The sequence below is a fragment of the Flavobacterium sp. GSA192 genome (assembly GCF_006386525.1).
Lineage (GTDB): Bacteria > Bacteroidota > Bacteroidia > Flavobacteriales > Flavobacteriaceae > Flavobacterium > Flavobacterium commune.
The window spans coordinates 303,305-324,423 of record NZ_VAHC01000001.1 but is presented as its reverse complement, the minus strand read 5'-3'; the positions used below and the strand labels follow the sequence as shown (position 1 = coordinate 324,423).

At 35.0% G+C, this 21,119-nt stretch carries 14 protein-coding genes; 6 read left to right on the top strand and 8 right to left on the bottom strand.

Annotation, left to right across the window (positions count from 1 at the left end):
* Positions 1–19 precede the first annotated feature (19 nt).
* The 6 genes from FDM27_RS01460 to FDM27_RS01435 all read right to left on the bottom strand — a co-directional run bounded on the left by FDM27_RS01460 (position 20) and on the right by FDM27_RS01435 (position 11,944).
* Complete coding sequence (locus FDM27_RS01460) at positions 20–1,600, bottom strand: glycoside hydrolase family 28 protein (RefSeq protein ID WP_255510433.1); 1,581 nt, start codon at positions 1,598–1,600, stop codon at positions 20–22.
* A 203-nt stretch (positions 1,601–1,803) separates the two neighbouring features.
* Positions 1,804–2,652 carry a DUF4861 family protein gene (locus FDM27_RS01455; RefSeq protein WP_140484911.1) on the bottom strand — a complete coding sequence of 283 codons (849 nt, stop codon included), beginning with the start codon at positions 2,650–2,652 and terminating at the stop codon, positions 1,804–1,806.
* Between the two features lie 81 nt (positions 2,653–2,733).
* The gene (locus FDM27_RS01450; protein WP_071185002.1) at positions 2,734–4,527 is read right to left on the bottom strand and encodes a hypothetical protein; all 1,794 of its coding nucleotides are present in this window, start codon (positions 4,525–4,527) and stop codon (positions 2,734–2,736) included.
* 11 nt (positions 4,528–4,538) lie between these two features.
* A complete protein-coding gene (locus FDM27_RS01445; RefSeq protein ID WP_140484910.1) occupies positions 4,539–6,854 on the bottom strand; it encodes a GH92 family glycosyl hydrolase in 2,316 nt (771 codons plus the stop codon).
* Between the two features lie 430 nt (positions 6,855–7,284).
* A complete protein-coding gene (locus FDM27_RS01440) occupies positions 7,285–8,898 on the bottom strand; it encodes a RagB/SusD family nutrient uptake outer membrane protein (RefSeq protein WP_071185000.1) in 1,614 nt (537 codons plus the stop codon).
* A gap of 31 nt (positions 8,899–8,929) precedes the next feature.
* Positions 8,930–11,944 carry a SusC/RagA family TonB-linked outer membrane protein gene (locus FDM27_RS01435; RefSeq protein ID WP_140484909.1) on the bottom strand — a complete coding sequence of 1,005 codons (3,015 nt, stop codon included), beginning with the start codon at positions 11,942–11,944 and terminating at the stop codon, positions 8,930–8,932.
* Positions 11,945–12,526: 582 nt separating this feature from the next.
* Here FDM27_RS01435 and FDM27_RS01430 point away from each other — a divergent pair.
* The 4 genes from FDM27_RS01430 (at position 12,527) to FDM27_RS01415 (ending at position 17,901) form a co-directional block, all read left to right on the top strand.
* Positions 12,527–13,408: an inositol oxygenase family protein gene (locus tag FDM27_RS01430; RefSeq protein WP_071184998.1), complete on the top strand. Its 882-nt coding sequence runs from the start codon at positions 12,527–12,529 to the stop codon at positions 13,406–13,408.
* Between the two features lie 35 nt (positions 13,409–13,443).
* Positions 13,444–15,018 (top strand): solute:sodium symporter family transporter, encoded by a 1,575-nt coding sequence (locus tag FDM27_RS01425; RefSeq protein ID WP_071184997.1) that lies wholly within the window; start codon positions 13,444–13,446, stop codon positions 15,016–15,018.
* Between the two features lie 40 nt (positions 15,019–15,058).
* Entirely contained in the window at positions 15,059–16,987 is a 1,929-nt protein-coding gene (gene nagB / locus FDM27_RS01420; protein ID WP_140484908.1) for a glucosamine-6-phosphate deaminase, read from the top strand.
* A gap of 101 nt (positions 16,988–17,088) precedes the next feature.
* On the top strand, positions 17,089–17,901 hold the full coding sequence (locus tag FDM27_RS01415; protein ID WP_140484907.1) for an SDR family oxidoreductase: 813 nt from the start codon (positions 17,089–17,091) through the stop codon (positions 17,899–17,901).
* A 120-nt stretch (positions 17,902–18,021) separates the two neighbouring features.
* On the opposite strand, the gene FDM27_RS01410 is transcribed toward FDM27_RS01415, so the two are convergent.
* Positions 18,022–18,879 carry a leucine-rich repeat domain-containing protein gene (locus FDM27_RS01410; RefSeq protein WP_140484906.1) on the bottom strand — a complete coding sequence of 286 codons (858 nt, stop codon included), beginning with the start codon at positions 18,877–18,879 and terminating at the stop codon, positions 18,022–18,024.
* A gap of 180 nt (positions 18,880–19,059) precedes the next feature.
* Between FDM27_RS01410 and FDM27_RS01405 the strand changes: the two genes are divergently transcribed.
* Entirely contained in the window at positions 19,060–19,545 is a 486-nt protein-coding gene (locus FDM27_RS01405; protein WP_140484905.1) for a DUF1761 domain-containing protein, read from the top strand.
* A gap of 43 nt (positions 19,546–19,588) precedes the next feature.
* Here FDM27_RS01405 and FDM27_RS01400 read toward each other — a convergent pair whose 3' ends face one another.
* Positions 19,589–19,867, bottom strand: coding sequence for a 4a-hydroxytetrahydrobiopterin dehydratase (locus FDM27_RS01400; RefSeq protein ID WP_140484904.1), 279 nt, complete (start codon positions 19,865–19,867; stop codon positions 19,589–19,591).
* Positions 19,868–19,965: 98 nt separating this feature from the next.
* On the opposite strand from FDM27_RS01400, the gene FDM27_RS01395 reads away from it, so the two are divergent.
* On the top strand, positions 19,966–21,114 hold the full coding sequence (locus FDM27_RS01395) for an 8-amino-7-oxononanoate synthase (RefSeq protein WP_140484903.1): 1,149 nt from the start codon (positions 19,966–19,968) through the stop codon (positions 21,112–21,114).
* The last annotated feature ends 5 nt before the right edge of the window (positions 21,115–21,119 follow it).

Genomic DNA, 21,119 nt, shown 5'->3' with positions numbered 1-21,119 from the left:
TTTAAATACTAAAGCGGTTTTATGGTATGGTTTTTATATTCGTTTCTTTCAAGTCTATTCTGGATTCAGAGACATTTTTTAAGACAAGCTGTTCCTTTTTGTCTTTGGGTAAATCAATTTGTTCCATATTCAAATTTTGAACATCATCAAAAACAAAGGCAGGTCGGAAATCAGTATCGTCCAAAGTAACTTTGATATTTTTGAAACTGATTCCTTTGGCATGACGAACATAAAATGACCAGGCTGGCAATTCGCCAAACATAGAAAACTCAGGATACTCTTTTATCACTTCCGGTACCTGATTCAATCGGTTTAATGATACGTAAGCCATTCCTTTAGTAGCTCTGCCGGGATACGAAATAGTAATATTTTCAAGACTTACATTTTCTATTTGGTATCCTGGTATCCCAACAATTGACGATGGAAATGGATTATGGAAAAAATCAACTTCAGGACCTCTTAAATCGTAATTGATATCCGGTCTTCCAAAAGGCACTTGCACTTTTACATTTTTGATACTCACATTTTTAATACTTCCTGCTTTATCCCCACTTCGTTGTCCTATTCGAATAAAAATGGCATTTCCTGTATTTACTGCATTGATATTAGAAACTGCAATATTTTCTATGACCGCTCCATCAACTGATTCGATAGCAATGGCTGAACGAAAAGTGTCATATACTTCAATATCTTTAATAAGCACATTTTTGAATCCGCCATAGGAAGCAGTTCCAAATTTTATCGCACTGGCACTGGATTTTATCGTACAATTAGCAATATAAATTCCATCATTAGCATATCCCGGATAATAGGATTTAAGGCAAATCCCGTCATCGGCCGTGTCCAAATCACAATTAGTAATTTTTACATTTTTACAATCAGTAATATCGATTCCGTCATTATTCCAATACGAACGATTGATAACTTTCAGCCCATCCAAACTAAGATTAGAACACAACTCGAAAGACAATCCCCAACAAGAAGCAGCTCCCACTTGTAAACCTTCAATGGCTACATTATCACACTGAGAAAACCGAAATAATTTAGGTCGCATCGTTTCATTAGGCCTGTTTCTGCGAATGGTATAATTAGGATCTACAACAATTCCTGCATGATGTAAACTGTCTATATTTAAAGCCAATTGTAACCCCTGACCGTCAATTTTTCCTTTTCCATATAGTTTAATATTGGTTGCTTTGTGCGCTAACAGTAAAGCCATTTGTGAATTATCGTCTTTCTTTGGAGAGTCAGGTCTTCCCGGAAAATCCATTTTGTAATAATCCTTAGGATTTGTACTTCCTAACAAAACGGCTCCTTCTTCCAGACGCAGACTCACATTCGATTTCATTTGAATACTACCCGATAAAAATTCCCCTTTTGGAAAAACAACAGATCCACCTTTGTTTTTAAAAGCGGCATCAATCGCTTTTTGAATTGCGATTGTATTTAAGGTTTTTCCATCTGCTTTTGCACCATAATTAGTAATTAAAAACTCTTTTTGAGTTTTAACTTTTTCTTGTGCCTGAGCTTTAAGCCCCAACAACAAAACGCTTACTAATAAGACGGTAAAAAACAGTTTTGGAATTATTTTTAACATCATATTCATTTTTTACATTTTCTTTACCTAAATTCAAAAACACTTAAAATTCAAATACTTAACTCTTTAACAAAACAATATTTCACTTAAAAAAAAGCACAAAAAAAGTACACAGATGACACCGATTGATTAAGTATCATCTGTGCACTTCTTTTTTGAGTTTCAGAATTTCAAATCCTACAAAAAATAAAGCGCTGTTGTATGCTTTATTTGATGTAAGCTTCTAATTTATCTAACGTATTTATTTCTTTTTCCTTAGCACAAGCTGATGCAATTTCAGTTGCTAAATATTTTGTTGGCTTAGAGATTAATAAATACTGTGTTCCATCATCGGTATTTTTTACATAATTCTTAGGATTGTATTTTATTGCTGCTCCAATTCCTACTACTTCTGCGGCTACATCCTCAGGATGCGTTCCCCAAACAGCGATATAATTCTCTCCTTTTTTAGTTTCAAATCCTTTAAAGTAATTTACTCCTGTAGCAAACTGTACTTTTTCGCCATTCAAACTAAAGGCTTCCACTTTAGCTTCTCTTTTTCCAGAGAAAACGGTAACACGAACCAGAATATCAACTTTTTTCCCTTTGTAAGGCACACCTCTGGAAATCATCTCCATCCATGAAGTGTTCTCTGTTTTTCCAACACGAGCTAAACGATTTGTCACTGGATTCAATGAAACTAATTTTTCTCCATCCCAAAGTTTCACTCCTCCTAAACCTACAGTTGATGCCACTTTATAATAATCAGCTCCCCATCCTTCTTTTTGTTGCGCCGGAGTTGGATACCAATGTGCCGCTTTCAACTCTAAACCTTTCTTGGCTTTATTATAAACATCGATAGCTACTTTATCACTAAAATAGATTCTCAATGCCATCCATTCATTTTCTACTGCCGGACCGTGATGCCCAATAGTCTGGTATAAATCTCCTGATTCTGAACCAATATCAGTCAGGTAACTTATTTTTTCGGCTTTCATATACAAACTGTTGTCTGTATTATTTTGTCCAAAACAAATACCGCAAAACAGCAAAGCAGCCATAAATGATAATTTCATAATTTCAATTATTTATAGATTAAACTTAATTTTCGTAAAATTAAGTAAACTTTCTGCAATGCCCGAAAAATTCCTCTATTATTAAGAAATTGTCATTTTATGTCGAAATGGTGTGAAACCGGTAATATAAACATGAACTCCATCGGTACGTAAAGTCCCCTGATGATAGGTGTATTCTTCACTATCTAAATTACTTACGTTTTGATGTTCACAAATCCCTGGGCCTAGCTGGATGGCATCTGTTCCCATTGATAATTGAGCCGTACCTGATTTCAAAAAATAATTTCCTTTTTCTCCCAAAGTTGCTCCAGCAACCTGAGTCCCTTCTTTGAAACACATTTCTACCGTTATTTCCACATTAGGCGGACCATCCACTTTAAAATCCAAACTTAAGGCTCCATTATTTTCCTCAATTTCAACAACCGTGGTTTGCGTTTTTATATTGCTTGCAACTCGATTATCAAAATCCATTTTGTTCCAAAACCTTCCATCCTTTGACTCTGACAATTGATAATCGCCATCAGTTTTCCGGAATTCCGGAGCCAGTGGCTGATAATAATCGGCTTCTTTTGTTTCTTTCAAAATGTATTTATTCCCTACTTTTTCGATACCATCACTACTGAAATAACCCATTCTGAAAAACGAAGACGACAATCGCATGTATTTTAATATGGCATCTCCTTTTCGATACATTAAAAAATTAGGGTTAGACGATCTTCCTGAAGCTATTAATACCGGTTTGTCATTTCCTCCAAATAGCGTTATCGAAGTTTTGCCTCGTCTGATTCGGGCCAAATTGGAAAGAACAAAAAACTTTTCAAAATCATTTTCAACATTAGAACTCACAGGAATTTGCTGCTGCAACTCTGGATCCCCCATAAATTCAACCAATGAATCCTGTAGAATATACTTGTCAAAATCGGGACTTTTTTCAATAAGTTTTACCATATACGCAAACAATGGATTTCCCGTATGAATAGCCATATAACGGTATTGCAAATAAAATTTGGTAACCGTGATATCCATAAACTGATCCTGTCTTTTAGAATCTACAGTAACCAAATCGCCATTAGGTTCCGTGTAATAATAAGTTGTGATTAAGTTTTTTTGAACCATTTTCAACAACTCCGGCCTATTCAGTAATCGGGCCATCGTAATTAAGGCCTTGTCTATAACCGCCGAATAAATCCCGCTTCGTTCCGAATAATGTCCATCCTGATTGATATAAACTCCTTCGGCCAACCATTGGTCAATTCTTTGAACGTATCTGACATCCGGATAAAGCGAATTGATATTGGCCAGAGCTGCACTAACCACCCATCGGTGATTAGGCGTGTGAACTCCTCCTGTTATCATTGCTTCCCCGGCATTCTGAATAAACTTTTTAAGTTTCACTTTTACCGGATCCAAATCTTTTTGTTTATTTTCTCTCAAAACTGTCGCAGCCGAACAAATGTATTCTAAAACAAAAGCCGTATCAGGTGGTGACTGTCTGTTTCCACCAGCATCAACCGTCCCATCGCTGTATTGTCCTTTTAATAATACATCAGCCGATTGATTCAAACGTTCGACAACAATTTTAGACTTATAAAACCTCGATTCCGAATGAGAAACCGAGGCGGATAATACCGCAATACTATTTGCCAAAGAACGAAAACTACTCAGACGAATAGCAGAATCAGTGAGCTCCTTTTGAAGCAGCTGTTCCACCTTTGCATCATTACTTAAAAGAAGTTTTTTCATCAAAAGAGAATCCACTTTAGTTGTCGGGGCACTAAAAAATCCATCATTTGCCAAAACAGCGTCGCTAACCAAAGCACCAAGCAATGATAGACTTCCTAGTTTTAAAAATTCGCCACGACTTATCTTGTTCATCTCTTTTATTTTTAATTCGATAATGAAAATGGCTTACTTTCCTTAGCTGTTCCCCATGATTTATTAGGTTGGTTTCCCATTTCAAAATCTAAAATTCCTCCCTTCATAATAGAAAAATGATCCAAATAGGTTTTATCATATTCTACTCCGTTAAACCTTATTTTCTGGATGTAATTATTCCCGGAAGAAGCTCCTTTTGCATTAATAATCAATGTTTTTCCGTTTTCCAAACTCAGTGTAATTTTATCAAAATGAGGTCCCGAAATCACATATTGAGGCACTGAAGGAGCAACCGGATAAAATCCTAAGGCTGCAAAAACATACCAAGCCGACATTTGTCCTGCATCGTCATTTCCGCTTAATCCGCCCACATCGTTACTGTATTCGGTTTTCATGATTTCGGTTACCAATTCCTGAGTTTTCCAGGCCTGTCCTGAAAAATTATACAAGAACGGAATTTGGTGACCGGGTTCATTTCCATGCCAGTATTGTTTGGCGGCATGGAAACGATCCAAGTTGGCATTAAACCCATCTTCTCCTCCCATTAAATTCATTAACCCTTTGATATCCTGAGGCACATACCAAGTGTATTGATACGGTGTTCCCTCTGTGATATATGATTTTCTGATAAACTTGTCAAAATCTTTAGTAAAAGTTCCATCGGCAAAACGACCTCTTACACTGGAATCTGATATACTGTACACATTTTCATAATTCAATGCTCTTTTTTTCAAAAGTCGGGCGTGAAGTGTGTCTCCTTTTTTGGCAGCAATTTGCGAAAGCGCAAAATCATCAAAAGCATATTCTAAAGTTCGGGAAACCTGCTCTCCTTTATGAAACGATTCTAATACGGCATCTTCCAATGGGACATAACCATATTTTAAATAAGAGTCCAAACCACGGCGCCCTTTTCCATTTACATAATCGGCATGATTATCCGGTGTTTTAAAGGCGTTTTGTATCAAATAGCTGTATTCTTTGTCGGATATTTCGATATTATTTTTCATATAAGCGTCAGCTACTGCCGCTACTGAATGATCGCCAATCATAGCCGAAGTATAACTATTCCAGCAGGGAAAAATAGGCATCCATCCACCTTGCTCCGCCATAGAAAACAGACTTTTCATCATTTGTCCATTCACTTTTGGCGTTAGCATATTAAACAACGGAAGCGAGGCTCTATAAATATCCCACATAGAGAAATCAGTAAAATAATCGTCTTTGCCACTATTCATTAATTTTGTACCTCCATTAAAACTCACATACGTTCCATCGACATCATTAAAAGTTCTTGGCTGCAAATAACTATGATACATTGCTGTGTAAAACTTTACTTTATCATCTTTATTTGTTCCTTCTACCTTTGCTTTTGAAAGTAAGTTTTCCCATGTTTCTTTTAAATTTTCTTTTGCTTCAGCAAAATCTAAGTCTTTCGTTTCGGCTTCTAAATTCTTTCTGGCTTGTTCAATACTGGTGAATGAAGTCCCGATTTTTGCTTCGATGGTTTCTCCTTTTTCAACCATAAAAGAAATGTAAGCTCCTATATTTTCCAGATTAGCAATTTGTGTGTTTCCTTCAAGAACTTTTTCATTTTGATAAACACCAAATTTCCCTGAACTTTTACTCAATTGTACTACAAAATAGCCACTGAAACCCGCTTTATCACCCCAACCCTGGTAAATTTTATGTACAGGATTATAGCCAATAATCTCGTTTTTTTCTGCATTTATTTGGATAAAACCTTCTCCTTCGTCACTATTTGGATTCACAATAATATGAGCTTCACCTGAATTTTCGAATGTAAACTGGAACAAACCACAACGCTTAGTTGCTGTCATATTTACATCAATCTTATAATCAGCCAGAGTAACATTATAATTGTATGGAGTCGTTTTTTCGGTATCATGCAAAAAATTGGATGCTCTATCATCGGCCTGACATTTTAATTTTCCTGATATAGGCATAATGGTCATACTTCCATAATCCTGCACGCAGGAACCACTCAACCAGTGACTTCCTCTAAAACCTGAAATCTTTGTATCAGTATAATAATAAGGAGCCACACATTTGGTTTCCGTTGCTTTGGTTTGCGCTGTCCAGTTAGTCATTCCAAAAGGAACAGTAACGTAAGGCACTACCTGGGCATTATTTTCTTTTTCATCTTCTCCATGCTGCAAAGCACTAATAGTTGTAGAAGGTGCTGTCCCTATTAAAGGATTGACAAAGTCCACATACCTACTTACTGATGTTTTTACCGAACAGGAAAGCACAACTAATAAAACGGGGAAGGCTATGAGCCTATATCTAAATAAACGGTACAAATTCATATTGATTGATTTGTGTTTTTTTGATGCCGGTGTATTGCGTTTAAAAAGGCAATACAACAATCATCAGGAATAAGCTCTATGCTTGAGTCTTTGAATTTTAATTGATTATGCTGTTGCAACAAATAGCATTCTAAAGAAATCTTACATTATACCAACAAATTGATATGGATTAATTAAGGCAAAAGCATTTCTTCTCATTCACTTTTAAAACAGTTGAATTTCTCTTTTTATTAAAAAAAATTAAACTATTGAAATAAGTAAAGATTAGATTTTACCGATTTTTAAAACAAACACTTTGAATGAGATAATGAATAACAATCTTGTTGAATTCATTTTTTAAGAAGAAAAGAGAAGAAGAACGAGCTTCTTCTCTTTTCAGGGGTAACTAAATTACCAACCAACTTTAACAATCAAACAATAAATAATAAACTTAATTATTAATATAATCCGGGTTTTGAACCAAAGCAGGATTTAACACCAACGCATTAGTTGGAATTGGGAAAACACGACGTTTAACATCTGAATCTGTTTTGAAGCCCCATTGTCCTTCAAATTTCCCAAATCGAATCATATCATTTCTATGCCAAGCTTCCCAAGCAAATTCACGAGATCTTTCTTTGTACAAATCCTCTAATGTTACACTTGTCCATGCAGTTGAAGTAGAGCGATTAGAACGTATCGTGTTTACTAAAGAAAGTGGTGTATCACCTAAAGTAGCAGCTCCACCACGAAGAATAGCTTCAGCTTTCATTAATAAAATATCTGAATAACGTAAAAACGGTACATCATTATTTTGATTACGGCTTGTTGAAGAAGCATCAGGATAGAATTTAATATTTCTATATCCCATATTCCATGCAATTTCATCGTTACCTAAATCTGTTAATGGAACACTTTGACGAAGAACAATATTAGGAGTTAAATCTACTTGGTAAGTATATGGATCTCCACCATCAGAACCGGTATAGAATTGATCATATCCTTTTTTTGTTGTAGTAACAGTTAATGGAGTTCCATTATTATTGTATTGTAATCCTGTCAGCCATTGTTTGTTACGAATATCATTAGCATCATTTTCAAAATGGGTATAGAATTCAGGCAATGTACTTCTAGGTGCACTCGGAGTAAAAGGCAGAGCAAACTTAGCACGCATAGATCGAGGAACATCATAACGCGCATGGTACATTAATCCACCACCACCTACAGCCGGATCATAAGGTACTGCAAAAATAAACTCCTTCATTTGTGGTCCATTATTAGGATAGAACATCTGAAGATAAGTTGCTCTTGGTTCGATATTATACAAACCTGAACCTATTACCTGGTCACAAGCTGCAATACAGTCATTATAACGTTGTGTCCCTGTATATACCTGAGCATTCAAATACATTTTAGCCAGTAAAGCATTAGCTGTTTGTCTGTTTGGTCTTCCATAAGTAGCTACTCCTGAAGCAGGATTCAAATTAGGAATAGCTTCTTTCAATTCTTTTTCAACAAAATTGAATACCTCTACTCTTGTTGATTTTGGTTTAGAGCTAAAGTCTCCATATACTGTGTCTAATGGTACTTCTCCAAAATTATCCATCATGATGAAATAAGAAATAGCACGCATGGTTTTTAACTCAGCAATTAAAGTCGATTTTTCAGTTCCAGCCGGCATTGCCTGTTCTAAGATTGAAATAGCCTGATTACTTCTTCCAATTACACCAGAAGACCAATTCCAAAGACTTCCTACGATACCATTATCTACTGTCCAATCATGGAAGTGCATAGCAATGTAGTTTCTGTTATCAAACCAGTTTCCTCCTCTTGCAGGCAGAATGGCTTCATCTGTACTTAATGATTGTGTCCACCACCAGGAAAATGAAAAATCTCCACGGAAAGCAACATAAACCGGCCCTGCTGTTTGAATAAACTGAGTTGAATTTTGAGGAAACACATCAGGGGTTAGTTGTGTCGTAATTGGCACATCTAAATTTTCACAGGATCCAAACAAGCCCATAGCCAGTATTGGAAGTCCCAAATATTTCATTATTTTTTTCATAATATTTACAATTATTACAATTATTATTTTCTTAGAATACCACGTTAAAACCTAATAAAAACGTTCTGGTTTTTGGATAAAAGTTATTTGAATCTACACCAGGAGCTGTACCACCTTGTTCTACCTCAGGATCAATTCCACTGTATTTAGTAATTACAAATAAATTATTTACTGTAGTGTACATGCGGAAACTTTTAACAAACTTGTTGATGTTTTTAAAATTATAGCCAAGAGTTGCATTATCTAATCTGATATAACTACCATCTTCTATAAAGCGTGAAGAATAACGATAAGAATTCAAATCATTTGGTGATTCGTTTTGTGCATCAACTAAAATATTTGTAGTCATTGCTGTGGCAGGTCTAAATAAATCGGCGCGGGTAGCATTGAAGATTTTATTTCCAAATACTCCTCTAACGAAAACGCTTAAATCAAAATTCTTGTATTGAAAATTATTTGACCAACCCAATAATACTTTTGGTTGTGCACTTCCTAAGTAATGGTAATCAACACCGTTTAATGGAGTTGTAGTTAAATTTCCATTTTTATCATAATATTGAGAAACTCCATTTTCATTTTTCCCGGCATAATCCAATGTAAAGAACTGTCCAAGAGGTTTACCTTCTTTAAAAATTTGTAAAGTCGCTCCTGTTTGTCCTCCACCATCAGGTTGTACTCTTCTGATAGAATCTCCACCAATAAAGAATGGGTTTGTCAATTTTACAATTTTATTCTTGTTACTAGCAATATTCAGGTTAGTTGACCAAGTAAAATTAGCCGTTTTAACTGGGGTAGCACCTAAAGCAATCTCAATACCTTTATTAGACATAATACCTCCATTAGCGACAATAGAACCTACAGGAACTAATACTGGGTTTACCTGATAATTGAAAATCATGTCTGTTGTTTTCTTGTCGTAAACATCAACCGAAGCCGTAATTACTCCTTTTAACAATGAAAAATCAAGACCAAAGTTTGTTGTTGTAGTTTTTTCCCATTTTAAATCCGGATTAGCAGCCTGTATTGGTCCATAAGCACCTATTTGTTGTCCATTATAATAGAATGTCCCGGCACTTCCTGAAATAAATTGAGCAGTATAAGCATTAAATCCTGAAGAGTTTCCTGTTACACCATAACTGGCACGAAGTTTCAAGTCGCTGAAAATATTTTGGTTTTGCATGAAGTTTTCTTTATCAATTCTCCAAGCTCCTCCTACAGAAGGAAAATATCCCCATCTGTTGTTAGCCCCAAATACTGAACCTCCGTCTCTTCTTACTGTACCTTGTAAAAGATATTTATCATTAAAATTATAATTCAAACGTGCAAATTGAGAAATCAAACGTGTTTTTTGATATGCCTGACTATCTCCAAAATTCACCACATAACCTCCTACTGAAGTATAATTACTTAAAGCTAAGTTATTGTAACCCACATTATCTACAGGAAAGTTAGTTGTTGTAGCCTGAAAACCATCTCCTAAAGTGTTTTCCTGCCATGAATAACCTAAAACAGCTTTAATTTTATGATTACCTATTTCTTTATCCCAATTTAAGAAACTCTCTATAATATTATTAGTATTTTCATAATAGTTTCTTAATGCCGAACCATTTACACCAAAATTAACCAAAGTTTTTGTAAATGGTGGATCTGGATTATTGTAAAAGTTAGCACTGTTGTATTGAGAATAATAACTATCATAAAACTCTCCATGAGAAGTACTCAACTTTTGGTGAGCAATGTTTAGGTTATAAGTAAATCCAAATGGCAACTTAACTTCTGTTGTGAAATTTCCAATAAGGTTGTTTGTTTTAGTTTCATCTGTTCCGTGCTCAATCAAAGCAACCGGGTTAAAATATCCTGTACTAACAAAATTTTCAAAGAAACTACCATCTTCATTTCTAACCGGAGAAACAGGAAGGTGATTAATTGATTGTAAAAGTACCGAGTTACGTTGTGGAACATTTACATAGTTACTAACAGAATTAGTTACATTCAAACCAAATTTCACTTTATCATCAAAAGCATATTGTTCAACTGACAAACGGGCAATTACACGTCCAAAATCACTTTTCAAAAGAACACCTTCTCTTTTTATAGAAGTTAAACTAGCCGAATAATTACTTTTTTCTCCACCGCCACTTATCGATAAGTTATGGCTGCTTGAAAGTGCTCCAGATCTCAAAATAGCTTTTTGCCAATTTGTATTAGCTCCCTTATCATTTTCAGGAGTAAAATTCAAATTATTTTTAGTTGTAAAAGCTCTTAATTGAGAAGCATTCATCATATCCAATTGATTAGAAACATTCTCTATACCAAAATAACTGTTATATGAAATTTGAGTTCTTTCTTTACTTCCTTTTTTAGTTGTTACCATAATAACTCCATTTGCGGCACGGTTACCATAAATAGCAGTTGCAGCAGCATCTTTAAGAATATCAATAGTTGCAATGTCATCTGGTGAAATCATCGAGATATCAACACCCGGAACTCCATCAACCACATAAAATGGACCTTGTGAACTATTTAAAGTAGAAACCCCACGCATTACAACAGAAGCTGATCTTGTAGGATCACCACTAGATGAAATATTCAAACCGGCAACTTTACCTTGCAACAATTGTCCTACATCACTAATAGCTCCTTTATTCATATCCTCTGCTTTAACAGAAGTAACAGAAGTAGTTAAATTTTTTCGAGAACCTTTACCGTACCCTACTACCACAACTTGCTCAAGGTTTTGAGCCCCCGATACTAATTTAACAGTCAAGTTAGATCTTGAACCGCTTAGCTTAACGCTTTGATCAGCAAAACCTACATAAGAAACAATAATAACAGCATTGGGATTTGAGACTTCGAGTCTGAATTTCCCATCTAAATCTGTCTCTACACCATTTTTCGTTCCGCTTTCTAAAATATTAGCACCCGGTAATGGTAAATTTTGATCATCTACCACCTTACCTGACACCTGTGTTTTTTGTGCCCACGAATTAATTGAAAACGCTATCAAGAAAAATAACGTCAATAATTTGAATTTGGTTTTTTTCATTTTTAATTAGTATTAGTTAATAATATTATGGTAAAATTAACAGTTCGACTCCAGCTTGAAATGGATAAATTGGTCAAAAACATATAAAATTCAATCAAATTCCCTTAAAAAAAGAGACCAAAAAATACATTTATCGTTTTTAAACTGTTATTTTTTTATATTATCACCAATACTAAGCCCTAAACGACAGGACTTTAGCTGACTCTCCATGTTTGAAACACCAAAAACCATTTAAGTTAATTTTGAATGCTCTTTTTTAACATCTTCAACAGTCAACAACAGCTATTTTTTAACCCTAAACTGTTCTTTTAGAATTTCTCTAAGCAAATTCTACCTAAAAAAGACCTTTTCCCAATTGATTTTCACAAATCAATACCACAACAAAAAGACCTATTAAATACATATAACATTATTTAATTAGTAAAAAATTGACACTATGAAAAATCCATCCATGTTTTTGGACCATTTATCCATTTTAGAAAAACACTATCTGCGTAATTTTGAAATTCACAATAAACTCAATAATTGGGGTTTTAAAAAAAAGACAAAACATTTAGTAAAACATCATAAAAAACAACACCAATGGAAAAAGCGAACAACACCGACAAATTCAATAATCCGATGCACCAAATTGATGATTGGGAAGAAAACTTAATCGAACGCTATCCTGATCCTTCATTAGAAAAAAAAGAAAAAGAAGAATTCCGCAATTATGTGGATTCTGAAAGAGTAGAAACCGTAAGAGAGTTTTACCGAATTAACCATACTTATCAAACCTATGATTTTGTATGCGAAAAAGAAAAAGAGTTCCTAAAATTTGATCGCAAAGAAATGTCACTATGGGAAGCCGTGGATTTCCTGAATACTTTAGTAGATGATAGTGACCCGGATATTGACTTAGACCAATTCCAGCATTTATTGCAAACATCAGAGGCCATTCGCGCCGATGGTCACCCGGATTGGTTTGTACTAACAGGATTTTTACATGACATTGGAAAAGTATTATGTTTATTTGGCGAACCACAATGGGCTGTTGTAGGCGATACATTCCCTGTAGGATGTAAATTCTCAGATAAAATAGTTTATCCGGAGTTTTTTGCTGCCAATCCGGATAGTACTAATGAAAAATACAACACTAAATATGGTGTTTATTCTCCTAACTGCGGATTAGACAAGGTAAAAATGAGCTGGGGACATGATGAATATTTGTACCAAATCCTGAAAGATCACTTGCCTGAACCAGCTTTGTACATGATTCGTTACCATTCATTCTATTCTCAACACAGGGAAAATGCTTATACGCATTTAATGACCGAGCATGATATTGAAATGTTTGAATGGGTTAAAAAATTCAATCCTTACGATTTGTACACTAAAGCACCTGTAAAACCCGATTCGAAAGCTTTACGCCCTTATTACGAAGAATTAGTTGCTAAATATTTGCCTGCAACTTTAAAATTCTAAGCGAATTTAGCACGTAACTTAAACATCCATTTGACATGTTATATACCTATTTAGGCTTTTTTGGATTCACACTCCTGGTTATCTTTTACACGAGTTACAAACTCCGAAAAGATAATCTAAACACGTCAAATGGATATTTTTTTGCCGGAAAGAGTTTATCAGCACCTGTTATTGCAGGATCTATGTTGTTAACAAACATTTCCACCGAACATCTAATTGGGATGAATGGGAGTGCTTATAAAAACGGAATTATCGTCATTGCCTGGGAAGTAACCTCGGCAATAGCCTTAGTTATAGCCGCCATTTATATCATTCCTCGCTTTCTAAAACTAGAACTTACCACCATCCCTGAATTTCTGGAAAAACGATTCGATTCGAGTGTACGCTCCGTCGTTGCTGTTTTACTGGTTAGTTCATACGTGGTTACCTTATTACCAATCATTTTATACTCAGGAGCAATTAATATCGAAAGTATTTTTGATTTTGCAACTGTTTTCTCGATAACCAAAGAAGAATCCCTGGTCTATACAGTACTGGCTATTGGAATTATTGGTTCAGCCTACGCAATTTTTGGAGGGTTAAAAGCCGTCGCTTTTTCCGATTCTCTCAACGGAATAGGATTAATGCTTGGAGGTCTGTTAGTCACAATTATTGCCTTGTATCAAATTGGAAAAGGAAATATTTTTGAAGGAGTCAGTTCCATTTATAATTTTGCTCCAAAAAAGTTTGACATCATAGGAAAAGAGGATTCTGTTTTACCTTTTTCGACACTTTTTACAGGACTGATGATTAACCAAATTTATTTTTGGGGAATGAATCAAGCTATTATCCAAAGAGCTTTGGGAGCAAAAAATTTAATAGAAGCTCAAAAAGGCTTAATCTATACCGGCATTTTAAAACTATTAATGCCGCTCATCATTGTAGTTCCCGGATTAATTGGATTTTATTATTTCCAGGAGCAATATTATGACAAACCCGATTTGATTTATCCTCTTTTGGTTAAAAAAGTTTTACCCACTTATCTCTACGGTTTTTTTGCCGCAGTGATATTAGGAGCCGTACTAAGCACTTTTAACAGCATCTTAAATTCTGCTAGTACTATTTTTTGTATGGATATTTACAAAAAAAGCTTAAACAAAGATACCACCGAAGAAAAGCTGGTCTATTATGGAAAAATTACCTCTATCATACTCGCCGTAATAGCCATTTCGGTAGCACCATTAGTAGCTCATGCACCTTCCGGATTGTATCTTCTTTTACAGGAATTAAACGGAATCTTCTTCATCCCGGTTTCATCCATATTAGTTGCCGGTTTATTTTTTAAGCAAATTAATGCCGCCGGTGCAAAAGCGGGATTATTTTTTGGATTTGTATTCTACATCCTAACTTCATTTGTATTTAAAATCAACATCCATTTTGTGCACTTGTGGGGAATCGAATTTGTACTGAATTTCATTATTATGTTGCTCGTTTCAAAACGATTTAATACAACCAATACAGAATACGAGGAAGAACTTTCTAAAAATCATGAAAAATCATGGCCCGGAATGAACCTGGCAGGAACTATTTTAGTTTCATTAACCATTTTAATTTATATCATACTATCTTAGTAAAGCATTTCATTCATTTTCATAAAACAAAAACAACACTATGATAAAAAGCAATATTGACAAAGCTACAGGATTTGAAAAACGTTTCGAAAATATCAATACTGTTGTTTTCGAAAATTCAAAAACTGCCTCAATAGCTGTCGCTCATGAGATTGCGGCATTAATCCGATCCAAACAGGAACTGCAGGAATCCTGTGTTCTGGGACTAGCAACCGGATCTTCTCCAAAAGGTTTGTATGCCGAATTAGTGCGTATGCACAAAGAGGAAGGTCTTAGTTTTAAAAATGTTATCACTTTCAACCTGGACGAATATTATCCAATGGAACCTGATTCTATCAATAGCTACGTGCGATTTATGAAAGAATTACTATTGGATCAGGTAGATATTTTACCCGAAAATTACAATATTCCTGACGGTACTTTATCAAAAGAACAAATTCAGGATTACTGCGCTCAATACGAAGAAAAAATAGAAGCACTTGGCGGAATCGACTTGCAAATTTTGGGTATCGGTGGTAACGGACACATTGGTTTTAACGAATCAGGCTCTTTACAAAACTCGAAAACGAGATTAGTTGCTCTGGATCATATTACAAGAGTAGCGGCGAGTAAAGATTTCTCCGGATTAAATAACACGCCCAGAACAGCCATTACTTTAGGCGTAAAAAAAATAATGGAAGCCAAAAGAGTTATTCTACTGGCTTGGGGTGAAGGAAAATCAAACATCGTCAAAGCATCTGCCGAAGGAACTGTTACCAATCTTGTCCCTGCTTCTTTCTTACAGGAACACAATAATGCTATTTTTGTACTAGATCAGGAAGCTGCTTCAAAGCTAACCAGAATCAACAAGCCCTGGCTGGTTGAAAAAATTATATGGACAGACAAATTAACCCGAAAAGCTGTTCTGGGAATGGCATTGGAGCTTAAAAAGCCAATCTTGCGACTTACCGATGCCGATTATATCGAAAACGGAATGAGCGATTTATTGGCCGATCTAGGTCCGGCTTACAACATCAACATCAATATTTTTAACAAACTACAACACACTATTACCGGGTGGCCGGGTGGAAAACCCAATGCCGATGATTCCAACAGACCGGAACGCGCCGCACCTGCCAGAAAAAGAGTGTTGATTTTTAGTCCGCATCCTGATGATGATATTATTAGTATGGGAGGTACTTTTATGCGTTTACAGGAACAGGGGCATGAAGTTCATGTAGCTTATCAAACTTCAGGAAATATTGCTGTAGCCGATAGTGAAGCCGAAAGGTTTGCGCGATTTGTATGTGATTACAACGAAAAATTTGATATTAAAAGTCCTGAAGCCAACGCAATTTACGAGAAAGCTCAGGAATTTTTAAACAACAAAAAAACAAGCCAAATAGACACGCCCGAAGTAAGGCACATAAAAGGGCTTATTAGAAAAGGAGAAGCCCGTGCAACCAGCCATTTTGTGGGACTGACTGACGATCAAATTCACTTTATGGATCTTCCTTTTTATGAAACCGGAACTATCGAAAAGAAACCTTTAGGTAAGGCTGACATTCAATTGACAATGGATCTTATTGAAAAAATAAAACCACACCAAATATTTGCAGCAGGAGACCTTGCCGATCCGCACGGAACGCACAAAGTATGTTTGGATGCCATTCTCGATGCAGTAAAAAACCTAAAATCAAAAGATTTTATGAACGACTGCTGGTTGTGGCTGTATCGCGGTGCCTGGCAGGAATGGGGCATTGACGAAATAGAAATGGCAGTACCTATGAGTCCGGATCAGGTTTTAGCTAAAAGACACGGAATATTCAAACATCAATCTCAAAAAGACGGTGTGGTATTCCAAGGCACAGATGCCAGAGAATTTTGGCAAAGAGCCGAAGACCGTAACAAAGAAACCGCTGAATTGTATGACCAATTGGGCTTATCCAATTATGCTGCAATGGAAGCCTTTGTTAGGTGGAAATATTAAAACAAACCCTATTATTTTTTTTGAAAAAAGCTGTGTGAATTCTAAGCAATTCATGCAGCTTTTGTACTAAAAGAACAAAACAAAAACCTTAAAATTAAAAAATGAATTTATTTAACATTAAAAACAAAGTTGCCGTAATTACCGGAGGAACCGGTGTTTTAGGCAGCTCTATTGCCGGGCATTTAGCCGCTTCAGGCGCAAAAATTGTCATCATAGGCAGAAATCAGGAAACAATAGACAATAGCATCAGCACACTTACAAAAAATGGTTATGATGCCTTAGGAATTGCTGCCGATATTCTCAACAAAAAATCATTAGAGGAAGCCAGAGAAAAAATCGTAAACTATTACGGGAAAGTGGATATTTTATTGAATGCCGCCGGAGGAAATATGCCGGGAGCAACCATCAGTGAAGACCAAACAATTTTTGATTTATCGATGGATGCTTTTCAAACTGTGACCGATTTAAACTTAAATGGTACTGTACTTCCTTCGATAATTTTTGGTGAACTGATGGCGAAACAAAAAGAAGGAGTTATCATTAATTTCTCATCAATGACTGTTGAAAGAGCCGTAACCCGTGTGGTAGGTTATTCGGCATCTAAGGCTGCGATGGAAAACTTTACCCGATGGATGGCAGTAGAAATGGCTACAAAGTTCAGTGATAAAATTCGGGTAAATGCAATTGCTCCGGGATTTTTTATTGGAAACCAAAACCGAAAACTGCTAACCAATGAAGACGGAAGCTATTCTCCAAGAGGAAACAGCATTATTAACAACACACCAATGAAGAGATTTGGAGAAGCCAATGAACTAGCAGGAGCAATTCACTTTTTATGCAGCGAGGCATCTCAATTCATCACCGGAATAGTACTTCCTGTAGATGGTGGATTTAGTGCTTTTAGCGGAGTTTAAAAAGTCCGAAACAAAAAAACCTGTGAGATTATCACAGGTTTTTACAAACACTAAACTTATTATAAAACTAACTTAATAAAAAAACCAATATTCTATAAAAACAACCAAACCAATTAATTATTAATCCTCAGCTACAATAGGTCTTTTTTCCATTTCTACAGCAACATTCATTAAATAAGCCACACCACTTTCATTAACCATAGTCATATTTAGTGTATCTAACATAGCCAATTTTTTAGTTACCAGACCATTAAATTTATTATAAGAAATATTCATCTCTTTCAATCCGTTTAATTTCTCAAGAGCTAAAGGCACCTGTCCTTGAAAATTATTTTCAAACAAACTTAAATTGGTCAGTTTAGTCAAATTAGCAATATCAGCACTCAAACTACCACTCATTTTGTTACTGTTCAACAATACTGTTTTTAAAGATTTCATTTGGTAGAACGAAGCAGGAATAGCTCCTTCAATTTCGTTATTAAAAACTGCTAAAGTCTCTAAATTTTGCAAATTCCCAATACTAGCCGGTAACTGGCCTGAAAGTCTATTCATGTATAATTCTAAAGTTTTCAGATTAGTTAAATTACAAATGGATTCTGGAATAGCAGACGTTAAAGCATTAAAAGACAAGTCTAAAACTTTTAATTCTTTTAAATTTCCTAAACTCGCAGGAATACTTCCGGATAATTGATTTTTGTGTAAATTTAATTCTTGTAAACTCTTCAAATTACCCAATTCAGCTGGAATTAAACCTACCAAATTATTATTTTGCAAATCTAAAGCAATTACTTTATCATTCTGAACCTTAACACCTGACCAGCTAGTCATAGGTTGAGACAAATCCCATTTTACTTTCCATTGGCTACCGCTAGTAGCTTCATACAATTTTACAAGTATTTCTTTATCAGAAAGCGTCACATTAGCCATCATTGAAAATGAAGCTAAAAGCATTAAAAATAGAGTAAATATTTTTTTCATAATCCCCGCTTATTAAATTTCGATGATTAAATGTACAACAAAACACAGTTAAAATACCAAAAAAATCGACGAAATACATCGTTATCTTTAATTTACAGTATTTAATCCTACAAAAAAATCAAAAACCACTTTGCAAATATTTTATTTATATTTGAACCAACAACCTAAAAAACCAAACCTATGGAAATTAATTTCTTGGCATTATTTGTCGCTGCATTATCAACTTTAGTAATTGGATTCATTTGGTACAGTCCAAAAGTATTTGGAACAATCTGGATGAAAGAATCCGGATTGACCGAAGAAAAAATGAAAGGTGCTAATATGCCCGTTATCTTTATTATGGCAGTATTTTTTGCTTTATTGATTGCTATGATTCTACAGTTTTTAACCATTCATCAGTGGGGAGCCTTCGGAATGATTGGTGGCGGAGGCGCAGCAGACATCAAACCTTCATATGCCGCCTTTATGAACGATTACGGAACAGCTTACAGAACTTTCAAACACGGCGCTTTACATGGATTTCTGGCGGGACTTTTCCTTGCTTTCCCGATGATTGCAACCAACGCATTATTTGAACGAAAAAGCTGGAAATACACCTTTATCAATAGCGGCTATTGGATGCTATGTTTTATGATTATGGGCGGAATTATCTGCGCCTGGCAATAAAAAAAAGCTCCTCATTTTCACTAATTGTTATGAGGAGCTTTTTCTAAAACAATTTTTCAATTGCTTTAGCTAAATCAAAATCCTTATCGGTTACTCCATTAGCATCATGAGTTGATAATCGAATGTTAACTTTGTTGTAAACATTATACAATTCAGGATGATGATTTTTAGTTTCTGCCAATAATCCTACCTGAACGATAAAAGCAAGTGCCTGATTGAAATTTTTAAACTGAAATTTCTTTTCTATACCATTATTTACAAAAGTCCAGTTAGTCAATTCTAACAACATAGACTGAGCTGTATTTTTATTATAAACTTCCATAATCTTCTTCTTTTTCTATAAAATTAGTTAATTTCTGCTTGTAAACATTGTAATAAACTTAAAATAGTAACTTCGCTAAATAATTAATTTTTCAACTATTGAACCCATCCTATTCTTTTAAAATATACAATTCAGTCCAAGACCTGCCTGTGCATTGGGATGATTTGGCAACCAATACTATTTTTCTTAATCGAAAGTATTTAAGAATTCTGGAAACTGCTGCCCCGGGCAATATGAGCTGTCATTTTATTGCATTATTTTACAACGAAGAAATTGTTGGTATTGCCGTTTCTCAATTTTTAGATTTAAGCCAAATCCCTTCTTTTGGAGAAAGAGACAGTTGTTTGAGAACCAAAATCAGGAATTTTGTTTTTAAAAGATTTGGTTCAAAAGTGCTAATCATTGGCAATAATATGCTAACAGGACAAAATGCTTTTTCTCTCCACCCAAAATTCCCAACCAAAGAACTTGTCAAACTACTTAAAAAAGCTACTGACAACTTAGAAAACACATTGGAAAAACAGGGAAACAAACCACATCTTAGCATTTTTAAAGATTTTTCGGCAACGGAGATTGACATTTTCAACATTCCGGAATACGATTCTTTTTATCGGTTTTCTACCCAACCCAATATGATTTTTGACATTAAGAATTCCTGGCATATTTTTGACGATTACATCGCTAATAAAAACAAAAAATACCGAGATCAATACAAAAGAGCCCGAAAAAAATCGGAAGCCTTGATAAAACAAAAAATGAGTCTCGAAGACATTCAAAAACATCGAAAACGTATTTATGAATTGTATTTGAATGTTGCCCAAAAAGCCGCTTTTAACACCTTTTACCTCAATGAAGATCACTTTGAAATATTCAAGAAAAACTTAAAAGAGCAATTTTTATTTTATGGTTATTTTGACAACAATCAATTAATTGGGTTCAACACCCTAATCAAAAATGGCTCCGACATTGACACTTATTTTCTGGGCTATGATGAGCATTGCCAAAAAGAAAAAATGCTGTATTTGAATATGCTGTATGATATGATAGGCTATTCGATTAATAAAAAATACAGCCGTATTATTTTTGCCAGAACTGCATTAGAAATCAAAAGTTCAGTAGGCGCAAAGGCGGTAAATATGTTTGGGCTTATCAAACATAATAATCCTTTTTTGAATTTATTTGTATCCAGAACATTTGGTTATTTTGAACCTAAAATGGAATGGCAGGAGCGAAATCCATTCAAATAAAGAAT